The sequence below is a fragment of the Haloarcula sp. MBLA0163 genome (genome assembly GCF_055632435.1).
Genome location: NZ_CM145745.1, coordinates 2,746,047 through 2,759,292 on the forward strand (window position 1 = coordinate 2,746,047; position 13,246 = coordinate 2,759,292).

The following is a 13,246-nucleotide window of genomic DNA, read 5'->3' on the forward strand; positions in this document are numbered from 1 at the left end:
GGTCGGCAAAAGTGGCGTGACGACGCCGTCGCTCGCCGAGTTGGTTCGCGGAGATGTAGCGTCCGGACGGAGTTCCACGCGAGCTGAGCGAGCGTGGAGCTCGCCGGTCGTGAACGAAGTGAACGTCCGGACGGAGATTTGAACTCCGGTCCCTGGCTCCGCAAGCCAAGAGGATAGTCCACTACCCTATCCGGACTCATCTTGACGGAGGGTGGTCGGTATGAAAAGGGTGACGGTTCGACCGCCGCGCGCGACGGGAGAGCACACCACGGTCAAAGCCGGGTTTGAACCATCACAAGGGCCTTCGTGTCCCCGGGTGGTTGTCCGGACGTGCAACGCAGAACCCTACTTCGGCGACTCGGCGCGGTCGGTGCGGTCGGTACGGTCGGCCTGGCCGGGTGTGCGTCAGGCGGTGACCCCGGAGCGAGCGACGGCGGAACAGACACCGGCACGGGGGACGAAGGGCCACGCGTGACCGACAGCGAGTTCACCGTCACACAGCGCGGGTCCGGGACCCAGGCCAGCGAGGCCAGCGTCACCTTCGGGACGGACGCGGTGACCGTCGAGGGGACCATCTGGGGCGCCGATGGCTGCAAGACCGCCGCACTGGCGGGTGCCGACTACGACGCCACGGCCGACGAACTGACCGTCGCCGTCGAGGCGGTCGACCGCGACGACGCCGGCGACGCGTGTACGCAGGCCATCGTCGAGATCGACTACGAGGCGACCGTGCGGTTCGCGGGCGGCCTCCCCGGACGCGTCGTCGTCACCCACGACCACGGCGACGGCCCGACGGAAGTGACGACGGCCGACCGGTGACGCAGAGTCCCCGTCGGGCGGAGGTTTATATCGGGTGGCGCGACCAGCGTCGGACATGGGAACGGCGACGACGGAATCGACGGACAGCAGCGCCCCGCTCGGCCAACGACAACGCTTAAGCGCGGCCCATCCCTGCGTCCCATAGATAGATGGGTGCGATAGAGGACATTTACGCGGACTTAGAGACGGACGTCTCGGAGGAGGAGTTCCGCGAGGCCGTCGCGGAGAAGGTCGAACAGATGGGGGGCCTCGCCGACGAGGAGACGGCCGCGATGTTGCTCGCCCACGAGCTCAACGAGGGCGAGGTCGAGACCGTCGCGGACGTGGAACCGGGGATGGACGAGGTGAAGTTCCTCGCGAAGGTGATGGCCATCGGCGACCTGAAGACGTTCGAGCGGGACGGCGAGGACGAGGACGGCCGCGTCATCAACGTCGAGGCGGCCGACGAGACGGCCTCGATCCGGCTGGCGTTCTGGGACCAGCAGGCCGCCGACATCGACGATGGCGCGTTAGACGTCGGGGACGTGCTGCGGGTGAAGGGCCGACCGAAGGAGGGGTACAACGGCCTCGAGGTGTCCGTCGACAAGGCCGAACCCGACGAGGACGCCACCATCGACGTCGAACCCGGCGACGGCTCCACCGTCGAGTCGCTGACGATGGGGCAGTCCGACGTGACCCTGCGCGGCCTCGTCCTGGACACCGACAGCATCCGCACCTTCGACCGGGACGACGGCAGCGAGGGCAGGGTGTCGAACCTCACGCTGGGCGACGAGACGGGCCGGGTCCGCGTGACGATGTGGGACGACCGGGCCGACCGCGCGGAGGAGCTGACCCCCGGCACCGCCGTCGAAGTCGTCGACGGCTACGTCCGCGAGCGCGACGGGTCGCTGGAACTGCACGTCGGCGACGAGGGAGCCGTCGACGAGATAGACGAGGCAGTCGACTTCGAACCCGACGCCGACCCCATCGAGGCGGTCGAGATCGGTGACACCGTCGACATCGCCGGCGTCGTCCGGTCGGCCGACCCCGTCCGCACCTTCGATCGGGACGACGGCAGCGAGGGCCAGGTCCGGAACGTCCGGATTCAGGACGCCACGGGCGACATCCGGGTGGCGCTGTGGGGCGACAAGGCCGAGAAGGACATCGCGCCCGGCGACGAGGTGCTGGCCGCCGACGTGGAGATACAGGACGGCTGGCAGGACGACAAGGAGGCCTCCGCGAACTGGGCGTCGACGGTGGTCGTCCTGGACGACGGGACGGACGTCGGCAGTGCGCCGGCCCCGTCGGGCGACGACGAGCACGCCGGCCTCTCCTCGTTCGCCGACGGCGACGGCGGTGACGCGTCGGGCGGGTCGGGCGGCGGTGCCAGCAGCCCCGACGACGGCGGCGCACAGGCCGCCGAGCAGGTCGAGTTCACCGGGACGGTCGTCCAGACCGGCGACCCGGTCGTCCTGGACGACGGCGAGGAGACGATGAGCGTCGAGACGAGCGAGCGCGTCCAGTTGGGACAGGAGATCACGGTCCGCGGGGTCGTGGACGGCGACCGGCTGGACGCCGACGACGTGTTCTGAGCGGGAGAGCGCCGCTACGGAAACTCTTAAGGCCGCAACACTCCCGCTTGTGGGTATGAGCGTCGAGCTACCGTTCGCGCCGGTGGACGCCGTCATCCGGCGGAACGCGGACGGGTTACGGGTCAGTGCCGACGCGGCAGAGGAACTGGCTCGTCGGATTCAACGACGGGGAGCGTCGCTCGCGGTCACCGCCGCCGAGGAAGCGACCGCGGACGGCCGGAAGACGCTGATGCCGTCGGACTTCGGCGTCGGACACGTCCCGGACAAGGACAGCCTGGAACTCCCGGTGGCGCCGGTCGACCGCATCGCGCGCCTCGACATCGACGACGACTACCGCGTGGCGATGGACGCCCGCGTCGCGCTCGCGGACATCCTCGAGGCGTTCGCCGACGACGTGGCCGCCGCCGCGGCGACGCTGGCCCGTCACGCCGACCGCCGGACAGTCAAAGCGGCAGACATCGAGACCTACTTCCAACTCGGCCAGTACTACTGAATGAACTTCGGCTACCGCGAGGTCTGTCTGGACCACGACACCGGCCCGCGCCACCCCGAGAGTCCCGACCGACTCCGGGCGGTCAGACGCGCGCTCAAGGACCGCCACGGCGTGGAGTACGTCGCCGCCAGCGACGTCGACATGGGGCTGGTCCACGGCGTCCACGACGCCGACTACGTCGAGGAGTTCCGCGAGTTCTGCGACGACGGCGGGGGGAACTGGGACGCCGACACCGTCGCCGTCGAGGCGACCTGGGACGCCGCGGTGGCCTCGGCCGGGCTGGCCGTCTGGGCCGCCGAGACCGCGATGAGCGGGGTCTCGCGCCGCGACACCCCCTTCGCACTCGGCCGCCCGCCGGGCCACCACGCCGTCTACGACGACGCGATGGGGTTCTGTTTCATCAACAACGCCGCCGTCGCGGCACAGGCGGCCCTCGAGGGCGACGCCGACCGCGTCGCCGTCTTCGACTGGGACGTCCACCACGGCAACGGCACGCAGGACATCTTCTACGACCGCGAGGACGTGTTCTACGCCTCCATCCACGAGGACGGCCTCTACCCCGGCACCGGCGCCATCGACGAGACGGGCGAGGGCGACGCCGAGGGCACGAACCTCAACGTGAAGTACCAACCCGGCGCGGACACCGCCGACTACCTCGCGGCCATCGACGAGGCCATCGCGCCCGCCATCGCCGACTACGACCCGGACCTGCTCGTCGTCAGCGCCGGCTTCGACGCCCACGAGCACGACCCGATATCGCGGATGCGCGTGACCACAGAGGGGTACGGCGCCATGACCCAGCGGATGCGCACGCTCGCCGACGACTGTGACACCGGCCTCGCCTTCGTCCTCGAGGGCGGCTACGGCCTCGACACCCTCTCGGATTCGGTGACGACCGTCCACGAAGTGTTCGACGGCTACGAACCGATGGAACCCGACGACGACGTGAGCGAGGACGCCCGCGACGTCCTCGACCGGGTCGCCGCTCAGGGCTTCGGGTCGAAGTAGTCGGCCAGTTCCACGCCGAACGCGTCGGCCAGTGCCGCTATCTCCTCGCCGACCAGCACGTCGTACCCCGCGTCGAGCGCCGACTCGACGTGGGGGCCGAGTCGCACGTCGAACAGCGCGTCGCTCGTCACGAACGCCGCCGCGTTCGTCACCTCCCGCGACCGCTCGACCACGTAGCGCTCGCCGTCGACGAAGGGGCCGGCCACCGCGGGGTCGTCGGCGTAGGCGCCGTAGAACCCCTCGGCGTGCTCGCGGACGTGGACCGGCGGGCCGTCGTGGCGCTCGACGGCCGGGCGCTCGGCGACGGCGAGTTCGGCCAGGAGCACCGCCTCGCCGGCACCGTCGGATGCGCCCCCCGCGTCGGTGTCGGCGGTGTCCGTGGCGAACGCGGCCGAGCGGAACACGTCGAACCCCCGCCGGTCGAGTTCGTCGGTGAGCCCGCCCAGCGACTTCCGTAACTGCGGCCACAGCTGGTCCTCGACGACGTCGGGCGCGTCGAACCGCAGCGCCACCGGCGTCGTCCCGCGGCGCTCGACAGCATCCCTGACGGCGTCGGCGTCGTACGGGTCGGGGTCGCTGGTCTCGAACAGGTCGGTCCGGGGGTCGGCGAGGAGCGCACGCGCGTAGTGCTGGAACCGCGCCACGTTGGTCGCCGAGCAGACCGCAGCGACGTTGCGCTCGGGGTCGGTCGGGTCGACTACGACGAGCGGGTCGTCGAACGAGACGGTCCCGTGGTCCTCGGGGTCGAAGGTGACCGGCGGGTGCCAGTCGGCGGCCGCCGCGACCAGCTCCCGGAAGCCGCCGTACTCCAGCACCAGCAGTTCGGTCAGGTAGCCCGAGAACCCCCGCGTCCGGAGGTCGCTCCCGTAGACGTCGATACCCTTCAGGAACTGCTTGGTGACCCGGACGTCGCCGGCCAGCCCGTCGTCGAGCCGCGAGTCGAGGTAGCGGGTGTGGAACGGCGTCCGGTCGACGGCCGACTGGATGGCCGTGGCGTCCTCGACGGCGTAGCACGGCACGAGGTCCACGTCGTACCCGTCGCACTCCCCGACCACGTAGGGGTGTTCGGCGTACTCCTCGCGGCCGTCGGGGAGGACGGCGTGGCCCACCTCCAGCCCGTACTCCTCCAGCGTCTCGCGGGGCAGGTCCGGCGGGAACGCGACGAACACGTCCACGTCGCGGTCCCCGGCGGTCCACGTCCCCCTGGCCGTCGACCCGACCTGTATCACCTCGGCCGAGACGGGGAGGTCGGCCACGGCCGCCCGCGCCCGCTCCATCACCGTCTCGGCGGCCCGCTGTAACCGCTCGCGCTCCTCGGCGTCGGGCGAGACCCGCTCGCGGACCCGCTCGACGACGGCGTCGAACTCGTCGCTCATGGCCGGCGATACTCACAGAGTGCGTGAAAGCGTGTCGATGGCGCTCGGAAACGAAAGTCCTATTTAACAACTCCGTCAATCGATGCATGCGAGCAAGCCGCCGTAGCTCAGTTGGTAGAGCACCTGGTTGTTACCCAGGTTGTCCCAGGTTCGAGCCCTGGCGGTGGCGTCCTTCTCTCGGTCCGCTGCCCGACGAGCGTCGCGAGCGGACGGCCCGCGAACCGGCCGACGCGGACCCGACAGGCTAAAGACGTGGAACCGAGAAACGACGCACGAAGGGCCCTTAGCTTAGTCTGGTTAAAGCGATCGGCTCATAACCGATTGAGCGCTGGTTCAAATCCGGCAGGGCCCATCCAACTTCTGCCCGGTTTCTGGTCGAAACGGTGAGCGACGAGGGAGACACCCGACCGGCCAAAGCGATTCGGTGTATCGGTTTTGTACGCGCACCCGGTAGGCCACGGCAGCGTGACCGAAATCACCACGGAGATAGTCCAGTCCCTCGCGGCGGCCGAGGGCGTCGACCCGTCGGAGTTGGACGTCGCACTACACGAGCATCTCGACCCGGACGCGGTGAACAAGCTCTTTCAGAACAGCACCGGCGTCGCGCTGACGGCGACCATCGAGGGGCATCGCGTGACGGTCGACAGCGACGAGTCGGTCACCGTCGAGCGGCGGCAGACGGAACTGACGAACTGACCCGGAGACGGCACGCGATGGACGCAGGGCAGGTCGGCGCTGGGCGAGCGACGTCGGCCGCGTCGAGACTCCGGGGGCTGTCGGGGTCAGGGGACGACGCCGAGGAGGACCGCGAGGACGGCCAGCGCCGCGGCACCGAGGACGAGCGATACGGCCGCGGCGACCCCCGACCGCCGGATCGCCTGTGACCGGTCCGAGTCGGCGATGTACAGGCCGCGCCCGGACAGCTGGACGCCAATCTTCTCGACGTCGAGTCGGGCGTCGTCGGCGGGTCGGAGGTGCCCCTGGACGACGATGGTCTCGCCCTCGTCGACGCGTGCCTCGTAGTACTGGCGGGGGCCGTCGTGGGAGACCCCGGCCAGCGAGACGTCGGGTCGCCTGACCGGGTCGCGCACCGGGTCGGTGACCTGGGCCTCGTTCAGGCGGAGCGTCGCCTCGCTCGGGTCGACGACGACGCTCCCGCTGTAGTCGCTGAGGCGGAACCGGACGGCGTCCTGCCCGCGGGCGAGCTGGTGGTAGGACTGCTCGACGTGACCGTCGAACCCGCGCACGGTCCGGAGGCCGACGACTCGCCAGGCGTAGGCGAGGCAGTCCCGACCCGAGAGCGACGCCTGACACGTCTCATCGATGCGTTCCGCACGCCCCGTCACGGTGACCGTCCCTGACGCCTCGCCGAGGTCGCCGATGGGCGTCGCACGCTGGCGCCAGAGCCGGACCGTCAGGTAGGCCTCGCGGAGCCCGGCACCGAGGAGAAACAGCCCGATGCCCCCGACGATCAGCGTCGGTACGAGGAGGTCGCCACCGATGGCCATACCCACGTCTCAGCCGGCACCGAGGTAAGTGTATCTCCGGACACACTGTCGACGGCGGCGAACCGCGGGGGAACGCCGGTACGGGGTCCACAGATATCGTGTCGGATGGCAACGTTTCGCAGTATCGGTAGCTCTAAATACTGGTGTGCTATACCATAGCATGTATGGCGACCGCACCGAGTGGAGACGACATGTTCGACGAATTCCTCTCCCAACGAGGCCACGACGTCGACGAGACGGGTTGGGAGGAGAACTACAACAAGAAGCAGTGTCCGGACTGTGGCGGCCTTCACGAGTCGGCCGCGAGCGAGTGCTCGGTGTGTGGCTGGACACCGGTAAACTGAGGACGGTTCGACGGCGGTCCGTTTTTCCGCATCCGACGCCGTAGCGGCCGCGCTATCCGGTCGAGTGTCGCGAGAAACGGCCACCGGCCGACGGGGGTCAGTCGTCGACCGGTGGCGTTCGTCGCCCGGGCGCCGAGGGGCCGACGGGGGTCAGTCGTCGGCCTCGTCGACGCCGTAGAACGGCAGACGAGAGCGTTTACAGCGCGTCCAGCGACGTGTGCAGGAACATCCCCAGGAGGAGATGCCTGTACGCCGCGGCCTCGATTCGCGATTCCGCTGCGGCGGTGTCGGTTACCGAGTACTGCTTGGTCTGTACGAGCTCGTGTACCGTCAGCGTGTCGTCGGCTTCGAGTTCGTGCAGACGCGGGTAGACGGTGCCCGGACTCAGGTCCGCGTCGAACAGACGCGACAGTGCCGCCATGAGACCGGTACCGTGCGTCTCGTCGTCGGACAACGCTATCAGCGCGAGCAGGATCTCGTCCAGGCTCTGGGTCACCATCCCGTCGTCGACGGCGAGGTCGCCGTCGGCGACGTCGTCGACGACCGAAGCCAACAGCGACTCCGGGATGACGTCGCGACTAGCTGTGTCGTTCGTTCGTGGGTCACTCGACCCGCCGAGGGGGGTCAGTCGCTCGTCTGGTCGGTCACCCATCGCCTTGCCCGTCGCGACGCGACGGAGGTTGTCTCCGGACATCATCTCACCTGGACGCGATCCGCAAGAGAGCGTAGTGGCCGCGACGTCATATAAACCCACGAGCGTTTTCCGGCTGTGAAACAACCCCGGCTCTCGAAAACGCTTATATGACCGGATGAGAACTCACTTACAGTGGCAGAGGACAAGAGCATCGAGGAGGTTCTCGACACAATCGGCGACCAGCACGCACGACGGGTGCTGGCAGCCATCAGCCGCGAACCGCATTCGGCCAAGGAACTCGCCGAGGAGTGCGACCTCTCGCTGCCGACCGTGTACCGCCGCATCGAACTGCTGGACGAGTACGACCTCGTCAAGGACCACACGCTGGTCGCCGAGGACGGGAACCACTACAAGGTGTACGAGTCCAACTTCGAGTCGACGGTCATCTCGCTGGAGGACGAGGAGTACAAGGTGCGTATCTACCGGGAAGAGAACCTCCCGGACCGGTTCAGTCAGCTGTGGGACGAACTGAACCCCGAGTGACCGCATGACAGGGGAGCACTGAACGGATGGCCGAGGGCGTCGCGATCGCGCGCGGAGCGCTCGTGTTGATGCGGATGGTCGTGTTCGGCCTGACGCTCGGCATCACGCTCATCAGCTTCCAGGCCTACCGGAAGCGACCGTCCGAGCGGCTCCAGTACGCGTTCGTCGGGTTCGCGTTCATCAGCATGGGCGTCGCCATCTCCAGCGTCATCACCCAGCTGAGCGCCGGCGAAGTCGGCGCGCTCGTGCAGGTGTTCTTCCAGATGGCCGAGACCATCCCCTTCATCATCGGGTTCGCGATGCTGTACGTCTCGCTGTATCGGTAGCGGTCCGGCCCGAGTACCCCCGTTTCTCCAAAGCACGTCGTTTATTGGGCCGGGGGCCTAGTATAGGTGCAATGACTGATTCGACCACCGAGGTTGTCCGCCTGTTCGGTGGGCCCGGTAGCGGGAAGACGACGGCGCTGCTCGACCGCGTCGAGGAACTGCTGGAAGACGACGACGTCGACTTCCGGGACGTGCTGGTGGTCTCGTACACGCGGGCCGCGGCCGCGGAGATACGGGAGCGTCTCGCCGAGCGACTGGACCTGACGCCGCGGGCGCTGCGCGGGAACGTCTGTACGATGCACGCGAAGGCGTACGAACTGCTGAACCTCTCGCGGGGCGACGTCGTCGGTGAGGACGACAAGGAGGAGTTCTGCGAACAGTTCGGCATCGAGTACGAGGACGAGTACGAGGGCTCGCGGCGACGCTCGGCCCGGTCGACGACGCTGGGCAACAAGATCATCGCCACCAGTCAGTGGCTCCAGCGGACCCGCCGGGACGTCGCGGACTGGTACGACGTGCCGTTCAAGTGGGACGATGAGGAGGTCCGCCTCCCGCCGGAGATAGACGACAACGCCCAGACCGGCAACAAGTACACGCCGACGTGGCCCACCGACGACGACCGGGTGGACGTGCCCAGCGCAATCCGTGGCTGGCGCACCTACAAGGGCGACAACGACCTGACCGGCTTCGCCGACATGCTCGAACGCGTCGCCCAGCGCTCCCTGCTCCCGAACGTCGACTACCTCATCATCGACGAGTTCCAGGACATCACGACCCTGCAGTACGACGTCTACGAGGAGTGGAAGCCCCACATGAAGCGGGTGCTCATCGCCGGCGACGACGACCAGGTCGTCTACGCGTGGCAGGGGGCCGACCCCGACCTCCTGCTGGAGGAGGACGTCACGCAGGACGAGATTCTCCCCAACTCCTACCGACTGCCCTCCCGCATCCTCAACGTCGTCAACCGCGAGGTGCGCCACATCGAGAAGCGCCAGGAGAAGGACCTCAACCCGCGCAAGGAGGGCGGCCGCGTCGAGGCGGTCCAGAACCCCTCGATGTACGACCTCGCGCGCAACGTCACCGGCACCGTCGACCAGTCCGACGAGACAGTGATGGTCCTCTTCCGGGCGCGCTACCAGATGTTCCAGTTCATCGACGAGTTCATCGGCGACGGCATCCCCTTCTCCTGTCTGACCGACCAGCGGATGTGGACCGACCGGCTGACCCAGTACGTCAACGCCGTCGAGGCCGTCGAGAACGAGGAGACGCTCTCGGTGCTCGAAGCGCGGCGGCTGGCCGACATGCTCGTCGACTCCGCGTTCGGCACCGGGGAGCGCGACGACTTCTTCGACGCCCTCGAGGACATCGAGGAGGACAGCGACTCCGAGGACATCGCCGAGATCGAGATCGACCACACGGTCGTCACCGACCACGTCCCGTTCGTCCCCGACCCCGCCTCGGCGGGCGACATGCTCCGGAAGGTGACGAACTTCCAGGAGCGCACCGTCGACGCCTACTTCAAGGGCGACTACCGCGGGATGGACCCCGACCGCGTCCGTCTGGGCACCATCCACTCCGCGAAGGGGCGCGAGGCCGACCACGTGTTCGTCGCGACGGACCTCACCGAGAAGGTGGTCGAGCAGATGGCCGCCACCGTCGAGCAGAAGGGCATCGAGGTGCCCGGCGTCGACGAGTTCACGAAACACACGAGTCCGGTGCCGACGCTGACCGACAACGAACGGCGCGTGTTCTACGTCGGGATGTCCCGGGCCCGCGAGCGTCTCGTCCTGATGGAGAACCTCGTCGACGGCGCACCGACCCTCCCCATCGACGTGTTGCTGGAGAACGAACCGAGCGAGCGGTCTATCGACGAACTGCTGGACGAGGCCGGCGAGGCCATCGTCGCGGACTGAGCGCTCACTCGTCTATCGTCCCGCCGGAGAGGTAGTAGGCCGTCTTGTCGCGGGTCGAGCGCGCGACCTTCGTGAACGTGACCACGCGCTCGCCGCCCTCGATTTCGTCCCGTTCGACGGCCAGTTCCAGCCCCTTGTCGCGGAAGTACGACAGCAGCGCCTCGATTACCTCGGGGTCGGCCCTGACCGTGTGCGTCTCGCCGACCGGGTCGTCGGCCTCGACGGCCCGGACCGTCTCCACGGCCGGCAGCAGGACCGACTCGCCGAGTCTCCGGGCCCGCTCTCGCACCCGGTCGGGCGAGTCCCCGAACTCGACGGCCTGGAACGCCTCGCGAATGACGCGGGTGAACAGGAAGTCCCGGCCGTAGTCGAACGGGAGCGCGAAGGCGTGTTCGAGGTCGGCGCGGTGGATGGCGCTGGTGGTGTACTTCAGCGCGCGCCGGCCGTCGACGGACTTGAGCACGACCCCCTCCCGGCCGCGGGCATCGAGGTCACGGATGGCCTCTCTCGCGGTCGTGACGGCCGCCGCGGGCGTGAACGTCCCGTAGTGGCGGACCGGGTCGAGGTCGTAGTCGACACAGCACGCCCGCCGGCGGGCGACCGGCATCGGGTCGCCCGTCTCGCGGTGGCGGATACCGAAGACGTAGAAGGCCGCCCCCTCGACCTCCGGGTAGTCGTGCTCGGTGTAGGGGTTCTCCGGGCCGACGAGTTCGCCACAGAGCATCCACTCGGGGTGGTCCTCGAAGAAGCCGTCCGGGTCGAGCGTCCGCTCGACCTTCGCGGTCGTGTACGGGCAGACGAACCCGCTCCGGGTGAACGCCAGCAGGTCGCCGTCGACGCGGGCCACCCGGACGTTGTAGCCGTTGAGTTTCTCCTCGACGGCGACGGGCCCGTCGAACACCTCCTGGACGGCCGGTTCCAGAACGAGCGCCCGCGGCATCGAGGGGTAGCCGCGGACGACGACGTCGTCGACGACGGCGGTGCCGCGTTCGACGCCGTGGCGCGCGTCGGCGAGGTAGCGATACGCCGCCCCGCGGAACCACGCCCGCTCGAAGTGCTCCAGCAGGTCTTCTGGGTCGGTGTCGCCGAGGTCGAAGACCGACGACCAGTCCGGAGCCATGTGTGGGAGTTGTTCGCACAGCGACTAAACGTATCGGGGCCGCCGGCCCCGTCAGCAGACATTAGTGGACAGGCGTCCTACCGCCGGTATGGCCGACCGTCCCCTCAAGCAACGGTTCGTGCTGGACACCTCCCTGTTTCTCACGACGGAGATACGGGGGCCGGACCAGGACGTCGAGGCGGCGTGTCGGGAGCTACTGGAACTCGTCGCGGCGGCGAAACAGATACACAACATCTCCTGTTACATGCCGCCCTCCATCAAGGCGGAGTTGACCGGGATGCTGGAGAACCGCGACGTGAGCGACGACGTGCTGACGAAGCTGGACACGTGGGTCATCACGAAGGCGCCGGCTCACCACGAGGTGATGGTCCCCGCGGACCTCGTCTACAAGTTCATCGACGAGATGTCCGACCGGGTCGACCGCGGCCTGCGCGTCTCCGAGAAGGCCGTCCGGAAGGCCGAGGAGTCCCGCGCCGAGACGGTCGAGGAACACGACCACATGACCGAGGTTGACAAGGTCATCTCGGACCTGCGCGACGAGTACCGCGACACCCTCCGGCAGGGGGTGCTCGACTCCCGCGAGGACTTCGACCTCCTGATGCTGGCGAAGGAGCTGGACGCCGGCGTCGTCACGGAGGACCAGGGCATCATCAACTGGGCGGAGGACTTCGGGCTGCGGTATCTGAAGGGGCGGAGCTTCCCCTCGCTGCTGACGGAGTATCTCGCGGCCGACGACCCCGACCGCTGGCGCTCGGAGCGCTAGTCCTCCTCGGCCGGGTCCTCGGTCTTGACGACGGCGCCCACCGTCTTCTCGGCGACCATGCCCGGGACGTCCGTCGGCGTCGTGAGGTACTGCTCGATGACGACCATCCCGGCGGCGATGCCGAGGTAGACGACGCCGGCGACCAGCTCGCCCCGGACGAGGTGCTCGACGCCGAACAGGCCGACCGGAATCGCCAGTACGACGATGGCCATCAGTCCCAGCGTGTCGAGGATACCCTGTGCCATTGCCCGGAGTTCGCTCCTGTGGGACAAAAGCCTCGCGGGAGCGGGCGCGGCGAGGGGTACGTTCTTGTGACCGCCCGGTGAACGCCAGTCCATGCAGGTCGGTATCGTCTCCGATACGCACGACAACACGGGACTGGTCGAGGCGGCCGTCGAGACGTTCGACGACGCGGGCGTCGAGACGGTCGTCCACTGCGGGGACTTCGTCGCCCCGTTCTCGGCGACGCCGTTCGACGGCGACTGGACGTTCTACGCCGTCCGCGGCAACAACGACGGGGAGTGGGCGCTCGAATCGACCGTCGACGAGTTCGGCACCTACCTCGGGGAGATGGGCGAACTGACCCTCGGCGGCGCGGAGTTCGCGGTGTACCACGGGACCAGCGGCGCCATCGTGGACGCGCTCGTGGAGTGTGGGACCTACGACTACGTCTGTCACGGCCACACGCATCAGGCCGGCACCGAGGAGTACGAGGGGACGGTCCGCATCAACCCCGGCGGCATCGCCATCCCGCCGGCACCGGAGCCGTTCTCGGTGGCGACGCTCGAGACGGAGAGCGGCGACCTGACGTTCCACGAACTGGGCTGA

16 protein-coding genes and 3 tRNA genes are annotated in these 13,246 nt (G+C 68.4%); 13 read left to right on the forward strand and 6 right to left on the reverse strand.

Features of this window, described 5'->3' with window-relative positions:
- Positions 1–123 precede the first annotated feature (123 nt).
- Positions 124–196 (reverse strand) — tRNA-Arg (locus tag ACV7GQ_RS14630).
- A gap of 134 nt (positions 197–330) precedes the next feature.
- Between ACV7GQ_RS14630 and ACV7GQ_RS14635 the strand changes: the two genes are divergently transcribed.
- The 4 genes from ACV7GQ_RS14635 (at position 331) to ACV7GQ_RS14650 (ending at position 3,891) form a co-directional block, all read left to right on the forward strand.
- Entirely contained in the window at positions 331–819 is a 489-nt protein-coding gene (locus ACV7GQ_RS14635) for a hypothetical protein (protein WP_470310955.1), read from the forward strand.
- A gap of 149 nt (positions 820–968) precedes the next feature.
- The gene (locus tag ACV7GQ_RS14640) at positions 969–2,390 is read left to right on the forward strand and encodes a single-stranded DNA binding protein (RefSeq protein ID WP_470310956.1); all 1,422 of its coding nucleotides are present in this window, start codon (positions 969–971) and stop codon (positions 2,388–2,390) included.
- A 55-nt stretch (positions 2,391–2,445) separates the two neighbouring features.
- Positions 2,446–2,883 carry a histone gene (locus ACV7GQ_RS14645; protein WP_470310957.1) on the forward strand — a complete coding sequence of 146 codons (438 nt, stop codon included), beginning with the start codon at positions 2,446–2,448 and terminating at the stop codon, positions 2,881–2,883.
- Positions 2,884–3,891 carry a histone deacetylase family protein gene (locus ACV7GQ_RS14650; RefSeq protein WP_470310958.1) on the forward strand — a complete coding sequence of 336 codons (1,008 nt, stop codon included), beginning with the start codon at positions 2,884–2,886 and terminating at the stop codon, positions 3,889–3,891.
- Here ACV7GQ_RS14650 and cca read toward each other — a convergent pair.
- Positions 3,870–5,267: a CCA tRNA nucleotidyltransferase gene (gene cca / locus ACV7GQ_RS14655; RefSeq protein WP_470310959.1), complete on the reverse strand. Its 1,398-nt coding sequence runs from the start codon at positions 5,265–5,267 to the stop codon at positions 3,870–3,872. The genes ACV7GQ_RS14650 and cca overlap by 22 nt on opposite strands.
- Positions 5,268–5,363: 96 nt before the next feature.
- Between cca and ACV7GQ_RS14660 the strand changes: the two genes are divergently transcribed.
- The 3 genes from ACV7GQ_RS14660 to ACV7GQ_RS14670 all read left to right on the forward strand — a co-directional run bounded on the left by ACV7GQ_RS14660 (position 5,364) and on the right by ACV7GQ_RS14670 (position 5,963).
- A tRNA-Asn gene (locus ACV7GQ_RS14660) sits at positions 5,364–5,436 on the forward strand.
- A 108-nt stretch (positions 5,437–5,544) separates the two neighbouring features.
- Positions 5,545–5,619: transfer RNA gene (locus ACV7GQ_RS14665), tRNA-Ile, on the forward strand.
- Between the two features lie 113 nt (positions 5,620–5,732).
- Positions 5,733–5,963 (forward strand): HalOD1 output domain-containing protein, encoded by a 231-nt coding sequence (locus ACV7GQ_RS14670; protein ID WP_470310960.1) that lies wholly within the window; start codon positions 5,733–5,735, stop codon positions 5,961–5,963.
- Between the two features lie 86 nt (positions 5,964–6,049).
- Here ACV7GQ_RS14670 and ACV7GQ_RS14675 read toward each other — a convergent pair whose 3' ends face one another.
- Positions 6,050–6,775, reverse strand: coding sequence for a hypothetical protein (locus tag ACV7GQ_RS14675; protein ID WP_470310961.1), 726 nt, complete (start codon positions 6,773–6,775; stop codon positions 6,050–6,052).
- A gap of 164 nt (positions 6,776–6,939) precedes the next feature.
- On the opposite strand from ACV7GQ_RS14675, the gene ACV7GQ_RS14680 reads away from it, so the two are divergent.
- Positions 6,940–7,119, forward strand: a complete 180-nt coding sequence (locus ACV7GQ_RS14680; protein ID WP_220617875.1) for an HVO_0416 family zinc finger protein — start codon at positions 6,940–6,942, stop codon at positions 7,117–7,119.
- A gap of 196 nt (positions 7,120–7,315) precedes the next feature.
- Here ACV7GQ_RS14680 and ACV7GQ_RS14685 read toward each other — a convergent pair whose 3' ends face one another.
- Positions 7,316–7,813, reverse strand: a complete 498-nt coding sequence (locus tag ACV7GQ_RS14685; protein ID WP_470310962.1) for a PadR family transcriptional regulator — start codon at positions 7,811–7,813, stop codon at positions 7,316–7,318.
- A gap of 132 nt (positions 7,814–7,945) precedes the next feature.
- On the opposite strand from ACV7GQ_RS14685, the gene ACV7GQ_RS14690 reads away from it, so the two are divergent.
- The 3 genes from ACV7GQ_RS14690 to ACV7GQ_RS14700 all read left to right on the forward strand — a co-directional run bounded on the left by ACV7GQ_RS14690 (position 7,946) and on the right by ACV7GQ_RS14700 (position 10,535).
- Positions 7,946–8,296 carry an ArsR/SmtB family transcription factor gene (locus tag ACV7GQ_RS14690; protein WP_220617873.1) on the forward strand — a complete coding sequence of 117 codons (351 nt, stop codon included), beginning with the start codon at positions 7,946–7,948 and terminating at the stop codon, positions 8,294–8,296.
- Positions 8,297–8,322: 26 nt separating this feature from the next.
- Positions 8,323–8,622, forward strand: coding sequence for a DUF7521 family protein (locus ACV7GQ_RS14695; RefSeq protein ID WP_220617872.1), 300 nt, complete (start codon positions 8,323–8,325; stop codon positions 8,620–8,622).
- Positions 8,623–8,693: 71 nt separating this feature from the next.
- Positions 8,694–10,535: a UvrD-helicase domain-containing protein gene (locus tag ACV7GQ_RS14700; protein ID WP_470310963.1), complete on the forward strand. Its 1,842-nt coding sequence runs from the start codon at positions 8,694–8,696 to the stop codon at positions 10,533–10,535.
- 4 nt (positions 10,536–10,539) lie between these two features.
- Here ACV7GQ_RS14700 and ACV7GQ_RS14705 read toward each other — a convergent pair whose 3' ends face one another.
- Positions 10,540–11,655 (reverse strand): RNA ligase, encoded by a 1,116-nt coding sequence (locus tag ACV7GQ_RS14705; protein ID WP_470310964.1) that lies wholly within the window; start codon positions 11,653–11,655, stop codon positions 10,540–10,542.
- A gap of 88 nt (positions 11,656–11,743) precedes the next feature.
- Between ACV7GQ_RS14705 and ACV7GQ_RS14710 the strand changes: the two genes are divergently transcribed.
- Positions 11,744–12,418, forward strand: coding sequence for an RNA ligase partner protein (locus ACV7GQ_RS14710; RefSeq protein ID WP_220617869.1), 675 nt, complete (start codon positions 11,744–11,746; stop codon positions 12,416–12,418).
- On the opposite strand, the gene ACV7GQ_RS14715 is transcribed toward ACV7GQ_RS14710, so the two are convergent.
- A complete protein-coding gene (locus ACV7GQ_RS14715) occupies positions 12,415–12,663 on the reverse strand; it encodes a DUF7533 family protein (RefSeq protein WP_470310965.1) in 249 nt (82 codons plus the stop codon). The genes ACV7GQ_RS14710 and ACV7GQ_RS14715 overlap by 4 nt on opposite strands.
- 91 nt (positions 12,664–12,754) lie before the next feature.
- On the opposite strand from ACV7GQ_RS14715, the gene ACV7GQ_RS14720 reads away from it, so the two are divergent.
- On the forward strand, positions 12,755–13,246 hold the full coding sequence (locus ACV7GQ_RS14720; RefSeq protein ID WP_470310966.1) for a metallophosphoesterase: 492 nt from the start codon (positions 12,755–12,757) through the stop codon (positions 13,244–13,246).